This is a genomic window from Massilia agrisoli, from assembly GCF_020831365.1.
Lineage (GTDB): Bacteria > Pseudomonadota > Gammaproteobacteria > Burkholderiales > Burkholderiaceae_D > Telluria_A > Telluria_A agrisoli.
Map to the genome: position 1 here is coordinate 746,122 of NZ_JAJHPV010000013.1, position 23,993 is coordinate 770,114.

Consider the following 23,993-nt stretch of genomic DNA (forward strand, 5'->3'; position numbering starts at 1 on the left):
GGAACAGGAATCATGGAACGACTTAAAGACTTTGTCAGCAGCATGATGCTGACCGAACTGTTCAAAGGGATGGCGCTGACGGGAAAGTACATGTTCTCGCGCAAGATCACCGTTCAGTATCCGGAAGAAAAGACCCCGATGTCGCCGCGTTTCCGCGGCCTGCATGCGCTGCGCCGCTACCCGAACGGGGAAGAGCGCTGCATCGCCTGCAAGCTGTGCGAAGCGGTGTGCCCGGCGATGGCGATCACGATCGAGTCCGAGCAGCGCGACGACGGTTCGCGCCGTACCACGCGCTACGACATCGACCTGACCAAGTGCATTTTCTGCGGCTTCTGCGAGGAATCGTGCCCGGTGGATTCGATCGTCGAAACCCACGTGCTCGAGTACCACGGCGAAAAGCGCGGCGACTTGTACTACACGAAGGAAATGCTGCTGGCGGTCGGTGACCGCTACGAAGCTGACATCGCCGCGGCCCGCGCCGCCGATGCGCCTTACCGTTAATCTGCAGGCTACTGGGTTAGTTATGGAATTTACAACTGCTTTGTTTTACGTGTTCGCGACCATCATGGTGCTGGCCGCGACCCGCGTGATTACGGCCCGCAATCCGGTCACCGCGGCCCTGTTCCTGGTGCTGGCGTTCTTTAACGCCGCCGGCATCTGGATGCTCCTCAAGGCCGAGTTCCTGGCCATCGTGCTGGTACTGGTCTATGTCGGCGCCGTGATGGTGCTGTTCCTGTTCGTGGTCATGATGTTGGACATCAACATGGACCGGTTGCGCGAAGGCTTCTGGAGCCACCTGCCGATGGCGTCCGCCATTGGCGCGGTGATCGTGCTGGAAATGGCGGCGGTGCTGTGGCGCGGCTTCCTCGGCTTCGAGCAGTCGGCGGAAGCGGCGGCGGCCAACATCGGCGGCACCAAGGAACTGGGCCTGCTGATCTACACCAAATATATTTATGGCTTCGAAATTGCCGCAGTGATCTTGCTTGTAGCAATGATTGCCGCAGTGTCGCTGACCCTGCGCAAGCGCAAGGACACCAAGGCTTTCGATCCGGCTGACGCTGTCCGCGTCAAGCGCAATGACCGCCTGCGCGTCGTCAAGATGGCGGTCGTTGACCAGCCAGCCCTCGATGCAGCGTCGAAAGCCGAGGCCCTGGCCGCGGCCGAAGCGCAAGACGCCGCCTCCAAGGAGACAAAATGACCTTATCGCTCGCACACTACCTGGTCCTGGGCGCGATCCTGTTCGCGATCTCGATCGTCGGGATCTTCCTGAACCGCAAGAACATCATCGTCCTGCTGATGGCCATCGAACTGATGCTGCTGGCAGTGAACATGAACTTCATCGCCTTCTCGCATTACCTGGGCGACGCGGCAGGGCAGATCTTCGTGTTCTTCATCCTGACCGTTGCAGCAGCCGAGTCGGCAATTGGCCTGGCGATCCTTGTGGTCCTGTTCCGTAACCTGGACACGATCAACGTGGAAGACCTCGACAGCCTCAAAGGCTAAGTCTTTAACCCAACAGATAACGAATAAGGTTCAATATGGCGGGGCAAATTCTTAACCCTAACCTCTTACTGGCTATTCCATTGGCGCCGCTCGTCGGTTCGATGATTGCCGGCTTGCTGGGTACTAAATTCCTGGGCAACGTGGTCGGCCGCAAGACGTCGCACACGGTCACCATCCTGGGCGTGCTGGTCGCGCTGATCCTGTCGGTGCAGACGCTGATGGCGGTGCTCGACGGCGCTTCCTTCAACGGCACTATCTACAACTGGATGACCGTTGGCAGCCTTAAGCTGGAAGTCGGATTCCAGATCGATGCGTTGTCGGCGATGATGATGTGCGTGGTGACCTTCGTGTCGCTGATGGTGCACATCTACACGATCGGCTACATGGCAGAGGATGAGGGCTATAACCGCTTCTTCTCGTACATCTCGCTGTTCACGTTCTCGATGCTGATGCTGGTCATGGCCAACAACTTCCTGCAGCTGTTCTTCGGCTGGGAAGCAGTGGGCCTGGTGTCGTACCTCCTGATCGGCTTCTGGTACACCCGCCCGACCGCGATCTTCGCGAACATGAAGGCCTTCCTGGTCAACCGCGTGGGCGACTTCGGCTTCATCCTCGGTATCGGCCTCCTGCTGGCCTACGCCGGTTCGATGAACTACCAGGAAGTCTTCGCGCAGAAGGATGCGCTGGTGAGCGCAACGCTGCCGGGCACCGACTGGATGATCATCACCGTTGCTTGCATCTGCCTGTTCATCGGCGCGATGGGCAAGTCGGCCCAGTTCCCGCTGCACGTCTGGCTGCCTGACTCGATGGAAGGCCCGACCCCGATTTCGGCGCTGATCCACGCGGCGACCATGGTTACCGCCGGCATCTTCATGGTGGCGCGCATGTCGCCGCTGTTCGAACTGTCCGACACCGCGCTGTCCTTCGTGCTGGTGATCGGCTCGATCACCGCGCTGTTCATGGGCTTCCTCGGCATCATCCAGAACGACATCAAGCGCGTGGTCGCTTACTCGACCCTGTCGCAGCTGGGCTACATGACCGTCGCGCTGGGCGCATCGGCCTACTCGGCCGCCGTGTTCCACCTGATGACGCACGCATTCTTCAAGGCCCTGCTGTTCCTTGGCGCAGGCTCGGTCATCATCGGCATGCACCACGACCAGGACATCCGTAACATGGGCGGCCTGCGCAAGTACATGCCGATCACCTGGATCACTTCGCTGCTTGGCTCGCTGGCACTGATCGGCACCCCGTTCTTCTCGGGCTTCTACTCGAAGGACTCGATCATCGAGGCGGTGCACGCAACCAACCTGTGGGGTTCGGGCTTCGCCAACTTCGCCGTGCTGGCTGGCGTGTTCGTCACCGCGTTCTACTCGTTCCGCATGTACTTCCTCGTCTTCCACGGCGAAGAGCGCTTCGGCAAGCCGCACCACCATTCGGAAGGCCACGATTCGGACGGCCATCATGAAGAAGACGCGCATGACGACCACCATCACCACGGCCTGGCTCCTGGCCAGAAGCCGCACGAGTCGCCGCTGGTGGTGACCCTGCCGCTGATTTTGCTGGCGATTCCTTCGGTGATCATCGGCTTCATGACGATCGGCCCGATGCTGTTCGGCGACTTCTTCAAGGGCGTGATCTTCGTGGGCGAGAACCACGTTGGCCTGAAAGAGCTGGCCGCGAACTGGCATGGCCCGGTTGCGATGGTTACCCACGGCTTGATGACGCCACCGTTCTGGCTCGCGCTGTCCGGCGTGGCCGCTGCCTACTACTGCTACATGGTCAACCCGCGCGTGCCAAGCTGGTTCTATGCCAAGTTCCGCGCGGTGCACACCCTGCTGGACAACAAGTACTACATGGACAAGTTCAACGATGTCGTCTTCGCGGGCGGTGCACGCCTGCTGGGCGGCGGCTTGTGGAAACACGGCGACCGCAACCTGATCGACGGCCTGGTCGTCAACGGTTCGGCCAAAGTGGTGGGCTGGTTCTCGTCGCTGGTCCGCGTACTGCAGACCGGTTACATCTACCACTACGCTTTCGTGATGATCCTCGGCGTGCTGGGGTTCCTGGTCTACTTCCTGCCGTTTTGGCACGCTTAACACGTCCAGCTAAGACAATAATATGATGCAATCTTCCCTCCCTTACCTGAGTCTCGCGATCTGGCTCCCGGTCCTGTTCGGCGTAGTGATCCTGGCCATCGGCCGTGATGAGCGTGCTGGCATGACCCGCTGGCTGTCGCTGGCTGGCGCGATCATCAGCCTGCTGGCGACGTTCCCGCTGGTGTCCAACTTCGACAACGCCGCGCACGGCATGCAGTTCGTCGAAAGCGCGCCGTGGATCGGCCGCTTCAACATCTTCTACAGCCTCGGTATCGACGGCCTGTCGCTGTGGTTCATTCCGCTGACCGCGTTCATCACCGTCATCGTCATCATCTCGGCATGGGAAGTGATCCAGCAGCGCGTGGCGCAGTACATGGGTTCCTTCCTGATCCTGTCGGGCCTGATGATCGGCGTGTTCTGCGCAATGGACGGCCTGCTGTTCTACTTCTTCTTCGAAGCGACCCTGATCCCGATGTACATCATCATCGGTATCTGGGGCGGCGACAACCGCATCTACGCGTCGTTCAAGTTCTTCCTCTACACCTTCTTCGGCTCGCTGCTGACGCTGGTCGCGATCATCTACCTGTACAACGCAGCTGGCGGCAGCTTCGACATCCTCGAGTGGCACAAGCTGCCGCTGACGATGAAAGAGCAGACCTTCATCTTCATCGCCTTCCTGGCGGCGTTCGCTGTCAAGGTGCCGATGTTCCCGGTCCACACCTGGCTGCCGGACGTCCACGTGGAAGCGCCTACCGGCGGCTCCGCAGTGCTGGCGGCGATCATGCTGAAGCTGGGCGCATACGGTTTCCTGCGCTTCTCGCTGCCGATCACCCCTGACGCATCGCACTCGATGGCGCCATTCATCATCACGCTGTCGCTGATCGCTGTTATTTACATCGGCCTGGTGGCGCTGGTACAGAAGGACATGAAAAAGCTGGTCGCGTATTCGTCGATCGCGCACATGGGCTTCGTCACCCTGGGCTTCTTCATGTTTAACACCATGTCGGTGCAGGGCGGTATCGTCCAGATGATCTCGCACGGCTTCGTGTCGGGCGCGATGTTCCTGTGTATCGGCGTGCTGTACGACCAGATGCACTCGCGCCAGATCGCCGACTACGGCGGCGTCGTCAACCGCATGCCGAAGTTCGCTGCGTTCTTCGTGCTGTTCTCGATGGCTAACGCGGGCCTGCCGGCGACTTCCGGCTTCGTCGGCGAGTTCATGGTGATCCTGGGCGCGGTGGAGTACAACTTCTGGATCGGCATGCTGGCCGCAACGGCGCTGATCTTCGGCGCGGCGTACTCGCTGTGGATGGTCAAGCGCGTGGTGTTCGGCGAAGTGGCGAACCCGCACGTGGCCGACCTGGTGGACCTGAACCGCCGCGAGTTCTTCATGCTCGCCATTTTGGCTATCGCTACGCTGTACATGGGCCTGTACCCGGCGCCATTTACCGACACGATGCAAACCTCGGTCGCTGACCTGCTCCAGCATGTCTCCGTATCGAAGCTTCCGTAAGAAATGACTATGAACGAATTCACCAATCCAAACCTGGCCCCGGTCTACGCTGAGATTTTCCTGGTGGTGGCGGCATCGGCGATCCTGTTGATCGACATGTTCCTCACGGCGGCCAGGCGCAACATCACCTACTACCTGACGCTTCTGGCGCTGGGCGGCTGCGCAGTCTTCTCGTTCGCCGACTTCAACAGCGGCGCAACGGTGTACACGTTCTCGAACATGTTCGTGTCCGACCCGATGTCGAACCTGCTCAAGCTGTTCACCTACCTGACGGTCGCCATGACCCTGGTGTACTCGCGCCAGTACGCGACCGAACGTAACATGATGTCCGATAACCTCGGCGGCGAGTTCTACGTGCTTGCACTGTTCTCGATGCTGGGCCAGATGATCATGATCTCGGGTAACAGCGCGCTGTCGATCTACCTCGGCCTCGAACTGATGTCGCTGTCGCTGTACGCACTCGTTGCGCTGCGCCGCGACCACGCGGTATCGACCGAAGCGGCGATGAAGTACTTCATCCTCGGCGCACTGGCTTCCGGCTTCCTGTTGTACGGTATCTCGATGGTGTACGGCGCGACTGGCTCGCTCGACCTCGGCGAGATCGCACGCGCCGCCGAATCGGGCGCCGCAAGCCGCACGATCCTGGTCTTCGGCCTGGTGTTCATCGTCGCAGGCCTGGCCTTCAAGCTTGGCGCGGTTCCTTTCCACATGTGGGTGCCTGACGTCTACCAGGGTTCGCCAACGGCGGTAACCCTGCTGCTGGGCGGCGCGCCGAAGCTGGCGACCTTCGCCATCGCCGTGCGCCTGCTGTCCGAAGGCCTGGGCGCCATGGCCTTCGACTGGCAGCAGATGCTGATGGTCCTGGCCGTGATGTCGCTGGCAATCGGTAACCTGACCGCGATCGCCCAGACCAACATGAAGCGCATGCTGGCCTATTCGACCATCGCGCAAATGGGCTTCGTGCTGCTTGGCCTGATGTCCGGCGTGGTTGGCGCGGACGCTGGCAACGCGGCAATGGCTTATAGCTCGGCGATGTACTACTCGATCACCTACGTCCTGACCACCGTCGGCACCTTCGGCCTGATCATGATGCTGGCCCGTTCGGGCTTCGAAGCGGAAGAGATCAACGACTTCAAGGGCCTCGGCAAGCGCAGCCCGTGGTTCGCCACCGTGATGATGCTTATGATGTTCTCGCTGGCCGGCGTGCCGCCTGCGATGGGCTTCATGGCCAAGCTGACGGTGCTTGAATCGGTACTGTCGACCGGCGCAATCTGGCTGGCCGTATTTGCGGTGCTGTTCTCGCTGATCGGCGCGTTCTACTACCTGCGCGTGGTCAAGGTCATGTGGTTCGACGAACCGGCCGACGTGTCGGTGATCGCGGCGCCAACGGATATGCGCGTCGTGATGTCGTTGAACGGCATTGCGGTGGTCGCGCTGGGCGTGTTCGCAGGCCCGCTGCTGACCGTCTGCACCAACGCGATGCTCACCACGCTGTCGACGTAATAGATGGATGTATCCCTTGCAAGCTGGTTGGTGATCGCCCTCGCAGTGGCGGCCGCCAACCTGCCTTTCCTGACCGAGAAAGTCTTCGGCCTGGTCCCCCTCAAACAGCGCGAACCCGGCGTTGAACGCACCAAACATGCGTTCGTGCGCGTGTTCGAGCTGCTTGTCTTATACTTCGTGGTCGGCGCGTGCGCGTACCTGCTCGAGTCCCGTATCGGTAACGTCTTCACCCAGGTGAAGGAGTTCTACATGATCACGGTGCCCCTGTTCGTGACGCTGGCCTTCCCGGGTTTCGTCTGGCGCTACCTGCGCAAGCACCGCCGCTAGTCCCCGTCATTCCCGCGCAGGCGGGAACCTATAGCGCCTGCGAATTCACGTGCTATGGATTCCCGCCTGCGCGGGAATGACGGTTCTTAGGTTAGTTGGAATTTTAATTCGGAGCTGTGCATGGATTCAAAGCTGAAGGAAACGAGGCTTGACGGCGGGATGGCGTACGACGGCCGCTTCCTGAAAGTGGCGAAGGACCGCATCCAACTCCCGGACGGGAAGATCACCGACCGCGAATTCATCAAGCATCCCGGCGCGGTCGTCATCCTGCCTTTGTTCGACGACGGCAGGGTGCTGCTGGAGCGCCAGTTCCGTTATCCGCTGGGGCGCGAGTTCATCGAATTCCCGGCCGGTAAAATCGATCCGGGCGAGGACCACCTCGAATGCGCCAAGCGCGAACTGGTCGAGGAAACCGGCTACACCGCGACCAGCTGGCAATTCGTCTGCACTATCCACAACGCCATCGCTTACTCCGACGAGCACCTCGACATCTACCTTGCGCGCGGCCTGGCCGCCGGCGAGGCAAAGCTCGACGACGGCGAATTCCTCGAAATCTTTACCTCGACCGTCCCGGAAATGCTCAGCATGGTCAAGGCCGGGCAGATCACCGACGTCAAGACCATCATCGGCGCGTTCTGGCTCGAGAAGATCCTCGACGGCAGCTGGCAGCCGGCGGCGTAAAACAGCGGCCCCCCTGCAAACTTTGTGCAGGTGAGGTACAGTCTTTATCAGACTGGCCTGACAAACAAGATGACCTCCATGACACAGCAAGCCCCGCGTTATTTCGCCCTGATCCCGGCCGCCGGCGTCGGCGCGCGGATGGCCGCGGCTGCACCTAAACAATATCTCCCGATCAGCGGCAAACCGATGCTGCGCCACACCATCGACGCCTTCCTGTCCAGTAGACTGATCAGCCACACCTATGTCGTGGTCAGTCCCGATGACGGGCATATCGACGCCATCGCACCAAACGGCCCGGTCAGCGTGCTGCGCTGCGGCGGGGCGACCCGGATGGAATCGATCAGGAACGGCCTGCAGGCGCTCGCTGGCACGATTGCCAGCGACGACTGGGTGCTGGTTCACGACGCCGCGCGCCCGGGGCTGGACGCGGCGCTGATCGAAAAACTGATTACCACGGTCGGCAGCGACCCGGTTGGCGGCCTGCTGGCGCTGCCGGTGGTCGACACCGTCAAGCGCAGCGGCGGCGGCGAAGTACAAACGGTGGCGCGCGACGGCCTGTGGCTGGCGCAGACGCCGCAGATGTTCCGCTACAAGCTGCTGGGCGAGGCGCTGGCCGCCGCCACCGACCCGAACCTGGTGACCGATGACGCCAGCGCGATCGAGGCCATGGGCCTGGCGCCACGGCTGGTCGAAGGACACCCGCGCAATTTGAAAGTGACGCTGCCGTCCGACATCCGGATCGCCGAGATGTACCTGGCCGCGTCGTGACGAACTAACTCTGGAATGTGAACGAACCATGGCACTTGCATCCTACAATCCAACTCCCCCGTTTCGCATCGGGACCGGCTACGACTGCCACGCCCTTGTCGAGGGCCGCAAGCTGATCGTCGGCGGGGTCACGATCCCCCACAAGACCGGCCTGATGGGGCACTCGGACGCCGACGTGCTGCTGCACGCGGTGATCGATGCGCTGCTTGGCGCGGCCGCGCTGGGCGACATCGGCAAGCACTTCCCGGACACCGACCCGATGTTCGCCGGCGCCGACTCGCGCACCTTGCTGCGCGAAGTGGCGCACCGCGTCGTGGCCACCGGCTACACGATCGGCAACATCGACGCGACCATCATCGCGCAGGCGCCGAAGATGGCGCCGCATATCCCGCAGATGGTGTCGCGCATCGCCGAGGACATCGGCGTGTCGCCGCAGCAGGTGAACATCAAGGCCAAGACCAACGAGAAGATGGGATACCTTGGCCGGGAAGAGGGCATGGCGGCGGAAGCGGTTGCGATGCTGATCCGCTCGGCGACAGCTTAACGCCAGCTCAGCATAGGTTCCCGCGGGGGCGCCGAGCCCGTCGCGGGAACGACCCGCCTGATAAAAATACCGGACCGCCCGATGCCCAACCAACCCGAAATGACCCCGCGCGCCGCCTGGATGCTGATCCTCACGGCCTCCGCGATCCTGATGATCACGATGGGCGCGCGCCTCACTTCGGGCCTGTTCCTCTCGCCGATCAACACCGCGACCGGGCTTGGCATCGCCACCGTCAGCTTCGCACTGGCGATCGGCCAGTTCATGTGGGGCGCGGCGCAGCCGGTGTTCGGCGCGGTGGCAGACAAGTACGGTTCGGGGCGCGTGATCGTGCTGGGTGGCGTCATGCTGGCCGCAGGCCTGGCGGCCACGCCATTCGTTTCATCCGAATGGGGCCTGATTATCACGATGGGCATCCTCAGCGCCGCAGGCGCCGGGGCGGGCAGTTTTTCGATCCTGATCGGCGCCACCGCGCAGCGCCTGCCGGCCAACAAGCGTCCGTTCGCGGCTGGCTTCATCAACGCCGGAGGCTCGTTCGGCCAGTTCGTATTCGCGCCGCTGATGCAGGCGATCATTGCGAGCACCGGCTGGGCCGCGGCGATGCTGACCATGGCCGCAACCTCGCTGCTGACCATTCCGCTGGCGTGGCCGCTGCGTTCGCGCAAGGCGAAGCCGGCGCTGCAGGTGGCCGTGAGCGAGGCAACGCCTGCGCCGGCGCCTGCCGCAGCTGGCATCGGCCTTGGCGAACAGCTGAAAATCGCGCTGCGCGACCGCAGCTACCTGTACCTGCACCTGGGCTTCTTCACTTGCGGCTTCCACATCGCCTTCCTGGTCACCCACCTGCCGGGCGAAGTCGCGCTGTGCGGCCTGCCGGCCGGCGTGTCGGCGTCCGCGCTTGCGCTGATCGGCCTGTTTAACATCGCCGGCAGCCTCAGTGCCGGTGCGCTGAGCACCCGCTACCGGATGAAGTCGATCCTCGCGCTGACCTACGGCGCGCGCGCCGTCATCATCGGCCTGTACCTGCTGGCGCCGAAGACGCCGATGACCTTCTACATGCTGGCCGCTGCCCTCGGCTTCACCTGGCTGGCCACCGTGCCGCCAACGGCGGGACTGGTGGGCAAGCTGTTCGGCATGCGCTACCTGTCCACCTTGTTCGGCCTGACCCTGCTGTCGCACCAGATCGGCGGCTTCTTTGGCGCCTGGCTGGGCGGCCTGTCCTTCGTCACCTACGGCGACTACACCTGGATGTGGTACGCCGACATCGTGCTGGCCCTTGGCGCCGCGCTGATCAACCTGCCGATCCGCGAAGCGCCTGTGGTGCGCGCGCCGGCCGTCGCCAAGGCATAAGCCGTGGCGCGCGACGTGCACGCCTACCGCGAGGTGGCGGTCGAATCGGTGGCCGACCCGCGCACCGGCGCCCTTGCGATCCGGCCGATGGCGGGGCAGGCCTTCGCGCCGACGATGCGGGTGCAGTGCGCGCGCAGCATGCGCGACCCCGCCGTGTACCCGCCTGGCACCCGCTTCCTTGTCAACGCCAGGCTGACCGACCGCCTGGGCGGCAGGCCGTTTCTGTATGCGTGGCACGGCGACCCGGTGGTGGTGCTGACCAAGGCCCAGGCGCGGGCCTTCCTGGCGCATTTCAGGCGCGGACGGATTTAGACTGGACGGCACGCCGATGCAAAAATGGTTACTATTAACGTTCTTTACAGACATAGAGAAGGAGCGTCATGGCAACGAGAAAGATCGCCGTTATTGTCGGCAGCTTGCGCAAGGAATCGTACAACCGCAAAGTCGCTAAAACCCTGATGCTGTTGGCGCCGTCCACCCTGGAGATGGAGATCGTCGAAATCGGCCAGCTGCCGATGTACAACCAGGATGACGACGAGAACCCGCCGGCCACCTATGTCGAGTTCCGCGAAAAGATCAAGCAGTTCGACGGCGTGCTGTTCTGCACGCCCGAGTACAACCGTTCGGTGCCGGCCGTGCTGAAAAACGCCATCGACGTCGGCTCGCGCCCGTACGGGCACAGCGCGTGGACCGGCCTGCCATGCGCCATCGTCAGCGTGTCGCCGGGCGCGCTGGCCGGGTTCGGGGCCAACCACCACCTGCGCCAGTCGCTGGTCTTCCTCAACATGCCTGCCATGCAGCAGCCGGAAGCTTATCTCGGCAATATCGCCGGGCAATACGACGGCGACCAGCTGAACAACGACTCGACGCGCGGCTTCCTGCAAAAATTTGTCGACGCCTTCGACAGCTGGGTCGAACGCCACGCCGACTGAGCCGCGCATGATCCGCATCCGCCACATCGACCATATCGTCCTGCGGGTCGCCGACCTCGATGCGATGACCCGCTTCTACTGCGACGTGCTCGGCTGTTCGGTCGAGCGCCGCCAGGACGAGATCGGCCTGGTGCAACTGCGCGCGGGCAGTGCGCTGGTCGACCTGGTGCCGGTCGACGGCAAGCTCGGCAGGCAAGGCGGCGCCGCGCCGGGCCGGGAGGGGCGCAACCTCGACCACGTCTGTTTCCGGGTCGAGCCCTTCGACGAGGCCGCGATCCGCGCCCACCTCGGCGCCGCGGGAGTGGCGTGCGGCCCGGTCGAATCGCGCTACGGTGCCCAAGGAGAAGGGCCGTCCGTGTACCTGCAAGATCCCGAGGGCAACACGCTCGAACTGAAGGGGCCGGCCTGGCAGGCCGGACACCAGGGTCCATGAAAGCCGAAGCAAAGCCAGCGCCCGCCGGGTTTGAGACGCTGGTCGAGTTCGGCAAGCCGGACGCCGGCTTGCGGCGCCGGCTCTACACCATCATTTTCGAGGCCGACACCACCGCCGGCCGGCGGTTCGACATCGCGTTGATCGTCATCATCCTGCTGAGCATCGCGGTGGTGCTGGCCGACAGCGTGGCCGCCGTCGCGCAGCGCTACGGCCCCGCCATGAGCGTTCTGGAGTGGGGCTTCACCCTGCTGTTCTCGGCCGAGTACATCGCCCGCCTGGCCTGCGTGCGCCGGCCGCTGCGCTATGCCACCAGTTTCTTCGGCATCATCGACCTGCTGTCGGTGCTGCCCACTTACTTCGCCCTGTTCATGCCCGAGGCGGCGGTGTTCCTCGACATCCGCATCCTGCGCCTGCTGCGCATCTTCCGCATCCTCAAGCTGACGCACTACGTGGCCGAATACACGATGCTGGCGCGTGCGCTGCGCGCCAGCGCGCGCAAGATCCTGGTATTCCTGTCGACCGTGCTGATGGCGGTGCTGATCTTCGGCACCATCATGTATGTCGTCGAGGGGCCGGAAAACGGCTATACCAGCATCCCGATGGCGATGTACTGGGCCACCGTCACCATGACCACCGTGGGCTACGGCGACGTGGTGCCGCAGACCGCGATCGGCAAGATGATTGCCTCGTTCATGATGCTGCTTGGCTGGGGCATCCTGGCCGTGCCGACCGGCATCGTGACCGCCGAGATGACGTCCCTGCGGATGGGGCGCAGGCCGCCCACCACCCGTACCTGCCCGGCCTGCCTGAGCGAAGGCCACGAGCCTGAGGCCAGGTACTGCTCGGACTGCGGCACGGCGCTGCCGCGCTACCAGGTCGACTGAGCGGTGCGGCGCCCCGGCATGCTATCCTTCTGCCGCGCACAGCCGTGCGGATCACAAGGAAGCTGAATGAAGGGTAATGCCACCGTTGTTGGACTGGGTGCGTTCGGGTCGACCGTTGCGCTGGAACTGACCCGCCTCGGTATCGAGGTGCTGGGCATCGACACCAACGCCACGCGGGTCGGTGCGCTGGCCGACCAGCTTGACCGGGCCGTCATCGCCGATGCGCGCGACGAGCGCGTACTGCGCGAGCTGGGCGTGCACGAGTCCGACGTGGTGGTGGTTGCCATCGGCGAGGACATCGAGGCCAACATCCTGACCACGCTGGTGGTCAAGAACATGGGCGCCCCCCAGGTCTGGGCCAAGGCGCTGAACGCCAACCACCACAAGATCCTCGAAAAGCTCGGCGCCGACCACATCGTCAATCCCGAACACGAAATCGGCCTGCGCGTGGCGCGCACGCTGACGTACCCGCACGTGCTGGACTACATCAACCTGGGCGACGACCAGTTCATCTCCGAAGTAAGCGCGTCGGAATGCCTGCAGGGCAAGACGATCGAGGCCCTGCACCTGGACGAGCACGACATCAAGTGCCTGGTGATCCGCAACCGCGGCATGGTGCTGGCGCCGCCGCCCGCGGCGCACCGCTTCGAGCTGGGCGACCAGATTGTGCTGCTCGGCACCCTGGCGCGGCTGCGCAAGGTCTCGAAGTACTTATGAGGCAAGCGCCCGGCGCCAGCCTTGCGGGGCTGGTCGAAAAGCGCGTGCGCAGCCTGACGCCGCCGCAGGCGCTGCTGCTGTCGTTCATCGGGCTGGCCCTGGCCGGTGCGCTGCTGCTCAAGCTGCCCATCGCCAGCCATCATGGCACCAGCTGGACCCAGGCCCTGTTTACCGCCGTGTCGGCGTCGACCGTCACCGGGCTGGTCGTGGTCGATACCGGCACCCATTTCACGCTGTTCGGCCAGTCGGTGCTGCTGGTGCTGATGCAGGCCGGCGGCCTTGGCGTGATGACCTTCGGCATGTTTATCATCTACCTGATGCGCGACCGCATGTCGCTCGGGCATCGCGCGGCGGTCAGCGAAGCGCTCAACCAGCCCGGGCAGGAAGACATGCGCCACCTGCTGCGCATGATGTTCGGCTTTACCGCCATCATGGAAATCGCCGGTACGCTGTTGCTGGCCATCCAATGGGTGCCCGACATGGGCTGGCAGCGCGGCCTGTTCCACAGCCTGTTCCACGCGGTGTCGGCATTCAACAACGCCGGCTTCGCGCTGCGCGCCGACAGCCTGGTCGCCTACGCCGGCAACCCGCTGGTCAACCTGGTCATCTCGCTCCTGTTCATCAGCGGCGGCCTGGGCTTCGTGGTGGTCGCCGACCTCATTCGCAAGCGCCGCTTCCGCGACTATGCGCTGCATACCAAGGTCATGCTGGTGGGAACCCTGGTGCTCAACCTGGTGGCGATGCTGGCGGTGCTCGCGCTCGAATACGGCAACCCCGCCACGCTCGGCCAGCTGCCCGGCGCCGCCGACAAGCTGTGGGCCGCCTGGTTCCATGGCGCGGTGCCGCGCAGCGCCGGCTTCAACACCCTCGATGTGGCCAGCCTGCAGCCGGCCACCGCCTTGCTGACCATGGCGCTGATGTTCATCGGCGGCGGCAGCGGCTCGACCGCCGGCGGCATCAAGCTCGGGACCTTCATCGTACTCGTACTGGCAACCCGCTCGTTCCTGCGCGCCGACCACCAGCCTGTGATCTTCGGGCGCAGCCTCGATTCGACCGTGATCCTGCGCGCCCTCGCCATCGCGACCATTTCGGTATTCGGCGCCATGATCGGCACCTTCCTGCTGGCGATTACGGAGCAGGGCGCGTTCCTCGACATCGCGTTCGAAGCGGTGTCGGCCTTCGCCACCTCGGGGCTGTCGCGCGGGCTCACGCCCAACCTGAGCGTGCCCGGCCAGGCCCTCGTGATGCTGATGATGATGGTGGGCCGGGTCGGCCCGCTGACCCTCGCATTCCTGCTTGCAACGCGGCGCAGCGCCGCCATCCAGTACCCCAGCGGACGCATCAACATCGGCTAGCGGCCCCCCGCCGCCAAGCGAAGGCCGCACCATTGACACCTGTCAAACGGCGCCAGCCCCTAGCGCCTAGCCTTGTAGTTCGTGCTGAAGACGATACCCTGGCCGCCCCCGATCGGCAGGCAATCCGGTTTTCTCACCGCCCGTTGCGGACGGCATGCGGCGCGCCTTGACCGGCTGCGTGCGCTCCCCTCCGCAGTCATCTTCAAACTAACTAAATTGAGGCGACTCTAATGTTTCCATTTTCCCAGTCCGTAACCCCAGCAGTCCGAAGCCATCTCGATGCACAGGCAGCGTTCATGAATGACATGTCCAAATCGCTGTTCCGTTCATTCCAGCAGCTTTGCGACCTGAACATCCAGCTAACCCAGACCATGCTCGAAGAGGGCACCCTGGCCAGTAACTCGCTGCTTACCGCCGACCGCCAGACCGACGTGATCAGCGCGGCCGCATCGCGCGCCCAGCCAGCCACCGACAAGCTGCGTGCGTACCAACAGCACATTTCGCGCGTTGCCGCCGACGCCCAGGTCGAACTGGCGCGCGTCACCGAGCAGCATGTGCAGGAGACCAGCCGCACGGCGCGCGCGCTGGCCGACGAAGTCGCACGGGTGGCGTCGGAAGAAACCGACCGTAACATGCGCAACCAGCAGGAAACGATGCGCAAGTTCACCGACCCGTTCAAGACCGGCGACGGCCAGATGCGCGGCAACGGCGGTGAACAGATGCGCGGCGGCGCCAGCATGCAAAGTTCCAGCCCGGGCAGCGCGCAAGGCAGCACCGGTGGCGAGGGCAATATTCCGGTTCAGGGCAGCAAGACCGGCGCTGGCGCCACCGGCGCACGCCGCGAAACCTGAGCGCGGGCCGGTTATCCGCGCCTGGCGCGCTTCGCGTTGACCGGCGCAGGCGGCGTCAGCTGGACGAGCCGTACGTTGGCGCCGTCCAGCCTGATTTTCAGCCCGGCGCGAATGCGTTCGAGTTCTTCCTCGGGTAGCGCCGGCGATGATTCGACCACCACCAGCGTTACCGGCTCGACGCCAGGGCCGGCCTTCACGGCGCTGGCGCCAGCGGTGACCGAGACCTGGGTGATCGTTGGGTATTGCGCCATGGTCTCGGCAATAATTCTTCCTTGCTGGACTTTTGCCTCTTCCAGCTTGGCCAGGCGCAGCGCCATGGCATCGAGTTTGGTCGCCCGGTCCTCCAGCTGTTCGACGGTGCTGTCGTACAGGTCGCGCCGCAACTGGTCGCGCAGCGAGGCCAGGTCGATTTTCTCATTGCCGACATGGCGCACCACCAGTTTGGCGTTCAGGAAGCCGGATTTATGCAAGTCGTGCGACAGCCGGTCCTGCACGCTGGCCGCCAGCGGTTCCCCGCCGATCGTGACAGCCACGCGGCGCAGCGGAACAGACACGTCCTTCGTCAGCAAAATTGCCCCTGGCTGCTTGTCGAGTTCCAGCAGTACTTGCTTGCTGGCCGCCAGGAAGACCTGGTCCTGCACCAGCCGGTAAGCCAGGAAGCCACTGGGGATGGCCAGCGCCAGCACGGCCAGCGCGATCGCAAAGTGGGCGCGCCGCTGCAGGCGCTTGTCGGCTTCCTCGTGCTCGGGAAATCCCATCAGCTTGACGAACACGTAAGTCGACAGCGCAATGAAGAATGCGTTGATCAGGAACAGATAGCTCGCGCCGAGAAAATAATCCCAGTGTAATGTCGCCAGCCCATAGCCGGCGGTGCAGAGTGGCGGCATCAGCGCCGTCGCGATGGCCGCACCCGGAATCACGGTCGATTCATCGCGCCGGGTCTGGGCGATGATGCCGGCGCATCCGCCAAAGAAGGCGATCAGCACATCCCAGAGTGTCGGGGTCGTGCGCGCCAGCAGTTCGGACTGGGCGTGTTCGAGCGGGCTGGCCAGGAAGTATAGCGTCGAGGTCACGATGCTCAGCACTGCGAAAATGGCCAGGCTGCGTGCGGCAGTGCGGATCAGCCGGTGGTCACTGATCGCGGCGCCGTAGCCGATGCCCAGGATCGGGCGCATCAGCGGCGAGATCAGCATGGCCCCGATGATGACCGCGGTGGAGTTGACGTTGAGCCCGACGGAAGCGATCAGGATCGCAAAGATCAGCACCCACATATTGGTGCCGCCGATGCGCACGCCGGAACGGATCGCGGCGTCGATTACCGGGAACTCGCACTGGTCCTGGCGCAGGTCGAACAACTGCTTCATCTTGTCGAGCATGGTGCTGGCTTTCTTCTTTACGGTCGAGGTCGCTGACCCGGCATGATAGCACTGCGGCATCACGGCAAGCGACCGCTTCGATTACCAGCACCCTGCGGGTCAACGTGAAGGGTAAGCCTGATTGTCCACGTTGCGGTCGAGGAACTCCAGCATCGCTGCCGCTATTTCGTCGCCATGCGTCTCCAGCGCAAAGTGGCCGGTGTCGAGGAAACGTACTTCGGCGGGCGGGTTGTCGCGCTTGAACGCTTCGGCGCCCGGCGGCAGGAAGTACGGGTCATTCTTGCCCCAGATCGCGAGGGTAGGGGGCTGGTAGCGGCGGAAGAACGCGTGCACTTGCGGATACTGCTTGATGTTGTTGCGGTAGTCGACCAGCAGGTCGACCTGGACATCGACACCGATGCGATCGACGGCGGCGGCCGCCAGCAGGTAGCCTTCGGGCGCCAGCAGCGACGTATCTTGCACCCCGTGCGTGTACTGCCACTGGATCATCTCGGGCGAATTGTACTTGCGCAACGCGTCTCGGTTGGCAGGACTGGCATCGGCCCAGGCGGTGCGCGCTTCGGCCCAGCCATCGCTGAGGCCTTCTTCATAGGCATTGCCGTTCTGCGAAATAACAGCGGTGATTTTTGCTGGATTGTTAACCGCCAGGCGCCAGCCGACGGGGGCGCCGTAATCGAACACATACATGGCGTAGCGGTCCATCCCCTTGGCGACAGTAAAGGCCTCGATGACGGCGGCCAGTGTGTCGAAGTTGTAGTTGAAAGCCGTGCCCGGCAGAACGGTGGTCTGGCCGAAGCCGGGCAGGTCGGGAGCGATGACATGGTAGCGGTCTGACAGCTGCGTCATCAGGTGGCGGAACATGTGCGATGACGCGCCGAATCCGTGCAGTAACAGGATGTCTGGCGCATCAGGCGAACCCGCTTCGCGGTAAAACACGCTGACTCCCTGGACTTCCATCGTTTTGTGATGGACATTCGACAGCGTGGCGACGGTGTTGTTGGCTGGGCTCTGCATGGTGTTCTCCTCTGATGACATGGAATATGGTGCCGATAACCTGTATAATTTAATTGAACAGGTTACTTGATTCCAGAATAGTCCGTGTCGCGTAACCTGTCAATTCTATTTTCAATGGTTACTAAGGAGCGTCGACATGACTGTGCAACAGACCGGGGTAGATGCGGGTCCTTTCGTGATGGTGGGCGATCACCCGGCAATGGACTTGCTCAATACGCAGGCCGGTTGTGGCGCCAACGAGATCGACTTCTGGAAAACGGGAGCCGATGTGCTGGAGTGGTGCCGCCGTAAGGGCATCGCGCCGCCGGCCGATGCCTCGCTTGAAGACCAGGCAGGTTTGTTGAGGGACGCTAAGGCGGTCCGGGCCATCGCGCGCGAATTGATCGAGCAACGTAAACAGGGGCAGGCGATCGACCCGGCGCCATTGAACCGCTACCTCCACGCCAGCCGCAGCGCGCCCCATGTCGGCGTCGACGCCGACGGCACAGTGGTGCTCACCCGGACGCCGGACGCGGACGCAGCGACCCAAATAACCGGCGCGCTGGCCGAGAGCGTCGCCCAACTGCTGGCCGAAGGCGACTTCAGCCTGGTCAAGCAGTGCGAACATCCCGACTGCGTGTTGTGGTTCTACGATCGCACCAAAGCGCACCGGCGGCGCTGGTGCAGCATGACCTTGTGCGGTAACAGGGTCAAAGCGGCTCAGTTCCGCAAGCGCGCTGCGGCCAGCGCAGCGTAAAATGACCTTCGCTCAGGGGACGATATGGCAGCAGACGGAAGCGACAGCAGCACGGCCATGCACATCGGCTCGCAAGCCGAGTGGGCGCAATGGCTGGCGCAGCATCACGACAAGTCAGCCGGCGTCTGGGTTCGGCACGCCAGGAAGGGGGCGCCCGAGGCATCGGTGTCGCACCCGGAGGCGCTGGAGGTAGCGCTGTGCTTCGGCTGGATCGACGCCCTCAAGAAAAGCGCCGGCGACCATTACTGGGCGCAGCGCTGGACGTCCCGCAAGCCTGGCGGCATCTGGTCAAAGGTCAACCGTGACAGCGCACTGCGCTACATCGACGAAGGTAAGATGCAGCCGGCAGGCCTTGCCGCCATCGAACGCGCGCGCGCGGATGGACGCTGGGATGCGGCATACGAGCCGGCCAGCAAGTCCGGCGTGCCACCGGACTTGCAAGCGGCTTTCGACGCCCATCCCGGCGCGGCTGAATTCTTCGCCACTGTCAGCGCGCAAAACCGCTATGCCGTGCTGTTTCGCATCCAGACCGCCAAGAAGCCTGAAACACGCGCGCGCAAGATTGCACAATTTGCGTCAATGCTCGCGCGGGGTGAAACGATCTATCCTCAAGGCGCGCGGGCGCAGGATTCATTCGTGCCGTAGCGCCTCGATCGGATCCATCAGTGCGGCGCGGCGTGCGGGGAAGTATCCGAACAGCACGCCAATCGCCGCCGCGAACAGGAACGAAAACAAATTGATCGACGGATTGAACAGATACGGCACATCCATCACCCTGGCCAGCACGACCGACGCCGCGGTGGCAAGCATTATGCCGATCAATCCGCCCAAGGCCGCGAGCACCACCGCTTCAATCAGGAATTGCGCCAGCACGTCGCGCTCCAGGGCGCCGATTGCCAGGCGCAAGCCGATCTCGCGCGTGCGTTCGGTGACGCTGACCAGCATGATATTCATGATGCCGATGCCCCCGACGAGCAGGCTGACCGCCGCCACCGCTCCGAGCAGGGTGGTCATTACCCTGGTGGTGCTTGAAATTGTTTCGGCGAGCTGTTTGGTGTCGAGCACGTTGAAATTGTCTTCGTCGTCCGGGGCCAGCTTGCGGCGCTCGCGCAGCAACTGGCCGAGGCTGGCTTTCACGCTCGCACTGTCGGCACCGTCTTTCATCGACACGAGCAGTGTCGAGACCCGCAGGTTTCCGGCGACGCGGCGCTGAAAGGTATGCAGCGGCATCATCACGACGTCGTCCTGGTCATTGCCCATCGCGGCTTGTCCCTTGGCCGCCAGGAAGCCGACGACCTCGCACGAAAATTGCCTGACGCGCAGGAGTTCGCCCAGTGCATTGCGCGATTCAAATACTTCGCGACGTACCGTTTCACCGATCACGCAAACGGCCGCGCCGGTCTGGAGCTCGGCTTCCTCGAAGCGGCGTCCGGCCGCCAGCCGCCAATTGTTGGTGTCGAACCAGGCGTTGCTGCTGCCAACCACGCTGGTGGTCCAGTTGCGGCCGTTGGCAACCACGGTGGCGCTGGTGCGCGCCTCAGGCGCCACCGCGTTGATGCCGCCGATCTCGGCGGCGATCGCTGCCGCATCGGCCTCTTTGAAGGCCGGCGCACCCCCGCCGCCGCCGCCGAAGCCCAGGCGTTGCCCGGTGCGTACCATCAGCAGGTTGCTGCCAAGGCTGGCGATCTGGTTTTGCACCGCCTGGGTGGCGCCATTACCTAGCGTGACCATCGTTATGACCGCGCTCACCCCGATCACAATGCCAAGAACGGTCAGGAAGGAGCGCAGCATGTTGCGGTGGATCGAGCGCAGCGCCAGTGACAGCGCATTGAGGAGCATCTGGTTCATGCGCTCGCCTCGTGCCCCGCTGGTGGCGCGGCGCTGCCCTGGCCATTCTGGTCGGCAACGAGTACCCCGTCGCGGAAATGCAGCACCCGTCTGGCGTACAGGGCCATGTCCGGTTCATGGGTGACCATCAGGATGGTGATGCCTCGCTGGTTCAATCCGACCAGCAAGTCCATGATCTCGCGGCCGCGCTGACTGTCGAGATTGCCGGTAGGCTCGTCAGCGAGCAGGATTGCCGGTTCGGTGACGATGGCGCGTGCAATTGCCACGCGCTGCTGCTGTCCGCCGGATAATTCACCGGGCGTGTGGGATTCCCAGCCGGCCAGGCCTACCGAGGCCAGCGCGCGGGTCGCCTTGGCACGCCGCACGGCCACGGCGTCGCCACGGTAGACCAGCGGCAGCTCAACGTTTTCAAGTGCTGAGGTGCGGGCCAACAAGTTGAATCCCTGGAACACGAAGCCGAAGAAGCGGCGCCGCAGGCGGGCGCGTTCGTCGCGCGACAGGGTCTCCACATGCGCGCCGCTCAGCAGGTATTGGCCCGAGGTCGGCGTATCAAGGCAGCCGATGATGTTCATCGCGGTCGACTTGCCCGAACCGCTAGGCCCCATGATGGCTGTGAACTCTCCCGCCACAATGTCGATGTCCAGATTTTTGAGCGCCATCAGCGCTGCCTGCCCGGCGCCGTATACCTTGCTGACCCTGCGCAGCCGGATCAGCGGGGCGTTGCTTGTTGGCGGCGGCGCGCTCACGGCGGCGTTCCTGCCTGCTGTTCGGTGATCACGTGCATGCCTTCGCGCAGGTCGCCGGCGACGATTTCGGTCATGCGTCCATCGCTGATTCCGGGCATCACGCTTACCTGCCTTGGCTCCCCGTCGAGCAAAATCCAGACGCGGCGCGCCGCCGCCGTGCTGGCCCCATCCGCGGCGGAGCGCCGCGGCGTACGCGCCGGGCCGCGCGGTATCAGGCTGGCCACGATGCCGCCGGCGGCAGGCCTGGCAGCCCGGTTCGGCGTAAAGCGAAGCGCCGTGTTGGGCACCAGCAGGACGCCGCGGCGCTCGGCCGCGCGGATGACGGCGGTGGCCGTCATGCCCGGCCGCAGGCTCAGGTCGCCGTTGTCGACTTCGAGATAGGTCAGGTAGGTGACAACGTTGTCGGTGATGGTCGAGCCGAAAGCGACCCGCGTCACCGCCGCGGGATACTGGCGGTTGGGGTAGGCGCTGACGGTGAAGCGCGCCTGTTGCCCAAGCCGGAGCGCGCCGACATCGGCCTCATCGACGTTCACCTGCAGGCGCAGCCGGCGCAGGTCTTCGGCAAGCGTAAACAGCGTTACCGCCTGCAGCGACGCCGCCACCGCATTGCCGGGGTCCACGCTGCGGGTGAGGACCACGCCATCGATGGGCGCACGGATCGATGCCTTCGCGAGGTTGGTTTCGTCGGTGGACAGCGTGGCGCTGGCGCTGACCACATTGGCGCGCGCGCTCAGTTCATTGGCGCGGCCACGTTCGAGCGCGGCCCGGCCCGCGTCCAGCTCGGCCTGCGATGGCACTTTTCCGCCCGACAGCCGTGCCACGTCTTCCAGCCGCGCCAGGCTGGCCTCTGCTTCCTTCACCGTGGCCCGCGCCTGCGCCACGGCGGCCTTCGCGCTGGCGAGCGCGGCCCTCGAGCGCACGATCTGGTCGTTCAGCTTGGCGGTGTCGAGTTCCACCAGCACCTGGCCTTTCTTCACCTTGTCGTTGACGTCCACCAGCACCCGCGCCACGGTTCCCGATAATTCGCTGCCGATGCTGACCAGGCGGGTAGGCTGCAGACTGCCGTTGGCGCTGACCGTCAGCACCAGGTCGCCGCGCTTGACCTGCTCGGTGCTGTAGCGCGGTGCGGCGGCGGCCTTGCGCTGCAACTGCCACTGGTAAAGCCCCAGCAGCACGGCGGCGATGGCGACTGCGCCCACGCCCCAAGGCAGCGCGCGGCGCCACCAGCGCGGCCGGCCGCTCACCAGCGGCGCGTCGGTGGCGGCATCGGCTACTGCTTCATTCGTCGCGCTGTCCATGTTCATTGCGCCTGCCCGTCCACAGCCCCATCCGGCCCAACTCCTGCCGCATGGCCGCGGGACCAGCCACCGCCCAGGGCCTTGTACAGGCGTACATGGCTGGCGCTGAAGTCGGCGCTGGTGGATGCCACCGCATCCTGCAAGGCGAGCAACGAGCGTTGGGTATCGAGAACAACCTGGAAGTCGACCACGCCGCCCGCATAGCGCTGGCGGGCGAGCAGCTCCGCGTTCGCGGCGGCCTCGGCCGCATAGCCCAGGTGCGACAAGCGCTTGCGATCGCTTTCCAGTGCCAACAGCGCGTCCTCCACATCTTTCAATGCGGCTAGGATGGCTTCCCGGTACGACAGCTGCGCTTGCTCCAGCGCCGCCTGCTGGGCCCGAACCTGGGCCTGCCGGCTGCCGCCGTCCAAGAGCGGAGCGGCGACGTTGGCGAGGATCGTCCGCGCCACCTCGCCGCTGGCGAGGCCGGTCAGGCTGGCGGCATGCAGCCCCAGGGAACCGGCGAGCCTGAACTCCGGGTAACGCAAGGCATCGGCGGCATCGACCCGCGCCATTGCGGCGCGTACCTGGTGCTCTGCGGTTGCGATGTCGGGGCGCTGGCGCAAAGTCTCGGCCGGCACGCTCAGTACGATGCCGGCGCGTGGCTGCGGCACCGGCCGTGCCAGCGCCAACTGCGCCTGCAATCGCGCTGGCGGCAGTGCGCACAAGAGCGCCAGTGCGTGCGCGATCTGGGCAATGTTCGCTTCCAGCGCGGGAATCTGTGCCTCGGTCTGCTCGCTCGCCGCGCGCGCCTGCTCGCCTTCAAGCGCGGTAAGCAAGCCCGCCTGTACGCGCCAGCCGGTGATCTGCAACGTTTCCCGTTGGCTGCCCAGGTTGGCGCGCGCGATGGCGAGCCTGGCCTGGGTCCCGCGTAGCTGAATATAAGCAAGCGCGACCTCGGCCGCGATCGATAACCGGGCCGAGGCCAGCGTCGTGACGGCAGCATTGGTGCTGGCTTCGGCGGCGCGCAGCCCATAGCGGTTCGCCCCAAACAGATCTGCTTCCCAACTGGCATCGATGCCAGCAGTGGCAACCCTGTTCGCGCCTGCGCTGCCCGTCTTGCTTTGCTGCGCGGAACTGGAGAAGGCCAGAGCCGGCAGGAGCGCCGCGCCAGCGACGTCGCGTATGGCGCGGGCCTGGCGCAGCGCCGCCTGCGCGCTCATGACGTTGGTGTTGTCCTTTAGCGCCTGGCCCACCAGCATGGTGAGCATCGGATCGTCGAAGTTGTCCCACCAGGCGGTCAATCCGGTGCGGTAAGGCATGTCGCCATGGGATTGGAGCGCTGTCGACCACGCCGCAGGCACGGCAACGCCTGGCGTGGAGATTGAGCTCAGCGGCACGGACCTGCAAGCCGACAATAAGGTCGCAGCTCCGACAAGCACGATTCTGTGCAGCATGCGATGAGTCTCCTCCCACGGCAACGGCGTTTGATCGAATCCAATGTAACCCAAGAAAGTCGATGTGTCATCCCGCCCAGCGCGTGCA

At 64.2% G+C, this 23,993-nt stretch carries 26 protein-coding genes; 20 read left to right on the forward strand and 6 right to left on the reverse strand.

Going from position 1 to position 23,993, the window contains the following annotated elements; translation table 11 throughout:
* Positions 1-12 precede the first annotated feature (12 nt).
* The 18 genes from nuoI (at position 13) to LMJ30_RS12495 (ending at position 15,451) form a co-directional block, all read left to right on the forward strand.
* Entirely contained in the window at positions 13-501 is a 489-nt protein-coding gene (gene nuoI / locus LMJ30_RS12410) for an NADH-quinone oxidoreductase subunit NuoI (RefSeq protein ID WP_223468757.1), read from the forward strand.
* 22 nt (positions 502-523) lie between these two features.
* A complete protein-coding gene (locus LMJ30_RS12415) occupies positions 524-1,198 on the forward strand; it encodes an NADH-quinone oxidoreductase subunit J (protein ID WP_229432652.1) in 675 nt (224 codons plus the stop codon).
* The gene (gene nuoK, locus LMJ30_RS12420; protein ID WP_161007942.1) at positions 1,195-1,503 is read left to right on the forward strand and encodes an NADH-quinone oxidoreductase subunit NuoK; all 309 of its coding nucleotides are present in this window, start codon (positions 1,195-1,197) and stop codon (positions 1,501-1,503) included. The genes LMJ30_RS12415 and nuoK overlap by 4 nt, the downstream gene beginning before the upstream one ends.
* 35 nt (positions 1,504-1,538) lie before the next feature.
* The gene (gene nuoL / locus LMJ30_RS12425; protein ID WP_229432653.1) at positions 1,539-3,599 is read left to right on the forward strand and encodes an NADH-quinone oxidoreductase subunit L; all 2,061 of its coding nucleotides are present in this window, start codon (positions 1,539-1,541) and stop codon (positions 3,597-3,599) included.
* A 22-nt stretch (positions 3,600-3,621) separates the two neighbouring features.
* Entirely contained in the window at positions 3,622-5,112 is a 1,491-nt protein-coding gene (locus LMJ30_RS12430; RefSeq protein ID WP_229432654.1) for an NADH-quinone oxidoreductase subunit M, read from the forward strand.
* A 9-nt stretch (positions 5,113-5,121) separates the two neighbouring features.
* Positions 5,122-6,615, forward strand: a complete 1,494-nt coding sequence (nuoN, locus tag LMJ30_RS12435) for an NADH-quinone oxidoreductase subunit NuoN (protein WP_229432655.1) — start codon at positions 5,122-5,124, stop codon at positions 6,613-6,615.
* Between the two features lie 3 nt (positions 6,616-6,618).
* Positions 6,619-6,942, forward strand: a complete 324-nt coding sequence (locus LMJ30_RS12440) for a DUF2818 family protein (RefSeq protein ID WP_229432656.1) — start codon at positions 6,619-6,621, stop codon at positions 6,940-6,942.
* 120 nt (positions 6,943-7,062) lie between these two features.
* Positions 7,063-7,623: an NUDIX domain-containing protein gene (locus LMJ30_RS12445; RefSeq protein WP_229432657.1), complete on the forward strand. Its 561-nt coding sequence runs from the start codon at positions 7,063-7,065 to the stop codon at positions 7,621-7,623.
* 78 nt (positions 7,624-7,701) lie between these two features.
* On the forward strand, positions 7,702-8,391 hold the full coding sequence (gene ispD / locus LMJ30_RS12450; RefSeq protein ID WP_371873003.1) for a 2-C-methyl-D-erythritol 4-phosphate cytidylyltransferase: 690 nt from the start codon (positions 7,702-7,704) through the stop codon (positions 8,389-8,391).
* A 28-nt stretch (positions 8,392-8,419) separates the two neighbouring features.
* Complete coding sequence (gene ispF / locus LMJ30_RS12455; protein WP_229432659.1) at positions 8,420-8,935, forward strand: 2-C-methyl-D-erythritol 2,4-cyclodiphosphate synthase; 516 nt, start codon at positions 8,420-8,422, stop codon at positions 8,933-8,935.
* Positions 8,936-9,016: 81 nt separating this feature from the next.
* Positions 9,017-10,279: an MFS transporter gene (locus LMJ30_RS12460; RefSeq protein WP_229432660.1), complete on the forward strand. Its 1,263-nt coding sequence runs from the start codon at positions 9,017-9,019 to the stop codon at positions 10,277-10,279.
* Positions 10,280-10,282: 3 nt separating this feature from the next.
* Positions 10,283-10,591: a hypothetical protein gene (locus LMJ30_RS12465; RefSeq protein ID WP_229432661.1), complete on the forward strand. Its 309-nt coding sequence runs from the start codon at positions 10,283-10,285 to the stop codon at positions 10,589-10,591.
* Between the two features lie 68 nt (positions 10,592-10,659).
* Positions 10,660-11,211 carry an NADPH-dependent FMN reductase gene (locus LMJ30_RS12470; protein WP_229432662.1) on the forward strand — a complete coding sequence of 184 codons (552 nt, stop codon included), beginning with the start codon at positions 10,660-10,662 and terminating at the stop codon, positions 11,209-11,211.
* Positions 11,212-11,218: 7 nt separating this feature from the next.
* Positions 11,219-11,644 (forward strand): VOC family protein, encoded by a 426-nt coding sequence (locus LMJ30_RS12475; protein ID WP_229433007.1) that lies wholly within the window; start codon positions 11,219-11,221, stop codon positions 11,642-11,644.
* Complete coding sequence (locus LMJ30_RS12480) at positions 11,641-12,528, forward strand: ion transporter (protein WP_229432663.1); 888 nt, start codon at positions 11,641-11,643, stop codon at positions 12,526-12,528. The genes LMJ30_RS12475 and LMJ30_RS12480 overlap by 4 nt, the downstream gene beginning before the upstream one ends.
* A 66-nt stretch (positions 12,529-12,594) precedes the next feature.
* Positions 12,595-13,245: a potassium channel family protein gene (locus LMJ30_RS12485; RefSeq protein WP_229432664.1), complete on the forward strand. Its 651-nt coding sequence runs from the start codon at positions 12,595-12,597 to the stop codon at positions 13,243-13,245.
* On the forward strand, positions 13,242-14,600 hold the full coding sequence (locus LMJ30_RS12490) for a TrkH family potassium uptake protein (protein WP_229432665.1): 1,359 nt from the start codon (positions 13,242-13,244) through the stop codon (positions 14,598-14,600). The genes LMJ30_RS12485 and LMJ30_RS12490 overlap by 4 nt, the downstream gene beginning before the upstream one ends.
* Positions 14,601-14,830: 230 nt before the next feature.
* Positions 14,831-15,451, forward strand: a complete 621-nt coding sequence (locus LMJ30_RS12495; RefSeq protein ID WP_229432666.1) for a phasin family protein — start codon at positions 14,831-14,833, stop codon at positions 15,449-15,451.
* Between the two features lie 11 nt (positions 15,452-15,462).
* Here the strand turns inward: LMJ30_RS12495 and LMJ30_RS12500 are convergent, their stop codons facing one another.
* On the reverse strand, positions 15,463-16,887 hold the full coding sequence (locus tag LMJ30_RS12500; RefSeq protein ID WP_229432667.1) for a DUF389 domain-containing protein: 1,425 nt from the start codon (positions 16,885-16,887) through the stop codon (positions 15,463-15,465).
* A gap of 39 nt (positions 16,888-16,926) precedes the next feature.
* The gene (locus LMJ30_RS12505) at positions 16,927-17,841 is read right to left on the reverse strand and encodes an alpha/beta fold hydrolase (RefSeq protein ID WP_229432668.1); all 915 of its coding nucleotides are present in this window, start codon (positions 17,839-17,841) and stop codon (positions 16,927-16,929) included.
* A 136-nt stretch (positions 17,842-17,977) separates the two neighbouring features.
* Between LMJ30_RS12505 and LMJ30_RS12510 the strand changes: the two genes are divergently transcribed.
* Positions 17,978-18,577 (forward strand): CGNR zinc finger domain-containing protein, encoded by a 600-nt coding sequence (locus LMJ30_RS12510; RefSeq protein WP_229432669.1) that lies wholly within the window; start codon positions 17,978-17,980, stop codon positions 18,575-18,577.
* Positions 18,578-18,601: 24 nt separating this feature from the next.
* On the forward strand, positions 18,602-19,222 hold the full coding sequence (locus tag LMJ30_RS12515; RefSeq protein ID WP_229432670.1) for a YdeI/OmpD-associated family protein: 621 nt from the start codon (positions 18,602-18,604) through the stop codon (positions 19,220-19,222).
* On the opposite strand, the gene LMJ30_RS12520 is transcribed toward LMJ30_RS12515, so the two are convergent.
* From LMJ30_RS12520 to LMJ30_RS12535, 4 genes are read right to left on the reverse strand one after another with little or no spacing between them, the layout of a single operon-like run.
* Positions 19,208-20,416, reverse strand: coding sequence for an ABC transporter permease (locus LMJ30_RS12520; protein ID WP_229433008.1), 1,209 nt, complete (start codon positions 20,414-20,416; stop codon positions 19,208-19,210). The two genes, LMJ30_RS12515 and LMJ30_RS12520, sit on opposite strands and share 15 nt — an antisense overlap.
* Before the next feature lie 5 nt (positions 20,417-20,421).
* The gene (locus LMJ30_RS12525) at positions 20,422-21,171 is read right to left on the reverse strand and encodes an ABC transporter ATP-binding protein (protein WP_371873004.1); all 750 of its coding nucleotides are present in this window, start codon (positions 21,169-21,171) and stop codon (positions 20,422-20,424) included.
* Complete coding sequence (locus tag LMJ30_RS12530) at positions 21,168-22,475, reverse strand: efflux RND transporter periplasmic adaptor subunit (protein WP_229432671.1); 1,308 nt, start codon at positions 22,473-22,475, stop codon at positions 21,168-21,170. The genes LMJ30_RS12525 and LMJ30_RS12530 overlap by 4 nt, the downstream gene beginning before the upstream one ends.
* Positions 22,472-23,905 carry an efflux transporter outer membrane subunit gene (locus LMJ30_RS12535; RefSeq protein WP_229432672.1) on the reverse strand — a complete coding sequence of 478 codons (1,434 nt, stop codon included), beginning with the start codon at positions 23,903-23,905 and terminating at the stop codon, positions 22,472-22,474. Before LMJ30_RS12535 ends, LMJ30_RS12530 begins: the two co-directional genes overlap by 4 nt.
* Between the last annotated feature and the right edge of the window lie 88 nt (positions 23,906-23,993).

Excerpts from the sequence above, each read along its gene's own strand:
- nuoI (WP_223468757.1), top strand. The coding sequence starts at position 13 with ATGGAACGACTTAAAGACTTTGTCAGCAGCATGATGCTGACCGAACTG.
- LMJ30_RS12415 (WP_229432652.1), top strand. The coding sequence starts at position 524 with ATGGAATTTACAACTGCTTTGTTTTACGTGTTCGCGACCATCATGGTG.
- nuoK (WP_161007942.1), top strand. The coding sequence starts at position 1,195 with ATGACCTTATCGCTCGCACACTACCTGGTCCTGGGCGCGATCCTGTTC.
- nuoL (WP_229432653.1), top strand. The coding sequence starts at position 1,539 with ATGGCGGGGCAAATTCTTAACCCTAACCTCTTACTGGCTATTCCATTG.
- LMJ30_RS12430 (WP_229432654.1), top strand. The coding sequence starts at position 3,622 with ATGATGCAATCTTCCCTCCCTTACCTGAGTCTCGCGATCTGGCTCCCG.
- nuoN (WP_229432655.1), top strand. The coding sequence starts at position 5,122 with ATGAACGAATTCACCAATCCAAACCTGGCCCCGGTCTACGCTGAGATT.
- LMJ30_RS12440 (WP_229432656.1), top strand. The coding sequence starts at position 6,619 with ATGGATGTATCCCTTGCAAGCTGGTTGGTGATCGCCCTCGCAGTGGCG.
- LMJ30_RS12445 (WP_229432657.1), top strand. The coding sequence starts at position 7,063 with ATGGATTCAAAGCTGAAGGAAACGAGGCTTGACGGCGGGATGGCGTAC.
- ispD (WP_371873003.1), top strand. The coding sequence starts at position 7,702 with ATGACACAGCAAGCCCCGCGTTATTTCGCCCTGATCCCGGCCGCCGGC.
- ispF (WP_229432659.1), top strand. The coding sequence starts at position 8,420 with ATGGCACTTGCATCCTACAATCCAACTCCCCCGTTTCGCATCGGGACC.
- LMJ30_RS12460 (WP_229432660.1), top strand. The coding sequence starts at position 9,017 with ATGCCCAACCAACCCGAAATGACCCCGCGCGCCGCCTGGATGCTGATC.
- LMJ30_RS12470 (WP_229432662.1), top strand. The coding sequence starts at position 10,660 with ATGGCAACGAGAAAGATCGCCGTTATTGTCGGCAGCTTGCGCAAGGAA.
- LMJ30_RS12475 (WP_229433007.1), top strand. The coding sequence starts at position 11,219 with ATGATCCGCATCCGCCACATCGACCATATCGTCCTGCGGGTCGCCGAC.
- LMJ30_RS12480 (WP_229432663.1), top strand. The coding sequence starts at position 11,641 with ATGAAAGCCGAAGCAAAGCCAGCGCCCGCCGGGTTTGAGACGCTGGTC.
- LMJ30_RS12485 (WP_229432664.1), top strand. The coding sequence starts at position 12,595 with ATGAAGGGTAATGCCACCGTTGTTGGACTGGGTGCGTTCGGGTCGACC.
- LMJ30_RS12490 (WP_229432665.1), top strand. The coding sequence starts at position 13,242 with ATGAGGCAAGCGCCCGGCGCCAGCCTTGCGGGGCTGGTCGAAAAGCGC.
- LMJ30_RS12495 (WP_229432666.1), top strand. The coding sequence starts at position 14,831 with ATGTTTCCATTTTCCCAGTCCGTAACCCCAGCAGTCCGAAGCCATCTC.
- LMJ30_RS12500 (WP_229432667.1), bottom strand. The coding sequence starts at position 16,887 with ATGCCGCAGTGCTATCATGCCGGGTCAGCGACCTCGACCGTAAAGAAG.
- LMJ30_RS12505 (WP_229432668.1), bottom strand. The coding sequence starts at position 17,841 with ATGCAGAGCCCAGCCAACAACACCGTCGCCACGCTGTCGAATGTCCAT.
- LMJ30_RS12510 (WP_229432669.1), top strand. The coding sequence starts at position 17,978 with ATGACTGTGCAACAGACCGGGGTAGATGCGGGTCCTTTCGTGATGGTG.
- LMJ30_RS12515 (WP_229432670.1), top strand. The coding sequence starts at position 18,602 with ATGGCAGCAGACGGAAGCGACAGCAGCACGGCCATGCACATCGGCTCG.
- LMJ30_RS12520 (WP_229433008.1), bottom strand. The coding sequence starts at position 20,416 with ATGCTCCTCAATGCGCTGTCACTGGCGCTGCGCTCGATCCACCGCAAC.
- LMJ30_RS12530 (WP_229432671.1), bottom strand. The coding sequence starts at position 22,475 with ATGAACATGGACAGCGCGACGAATGAAGCAGTAGCCGATGCCGCCACC.
- LMJ30_RS12535 (WP_229432672.1), bottom strand. The coding sequence starts at position 23,905 with ATGCTGCACAGAATCGTGCTTGTCGGAGCTGCGACCTTATTGTCGGCT.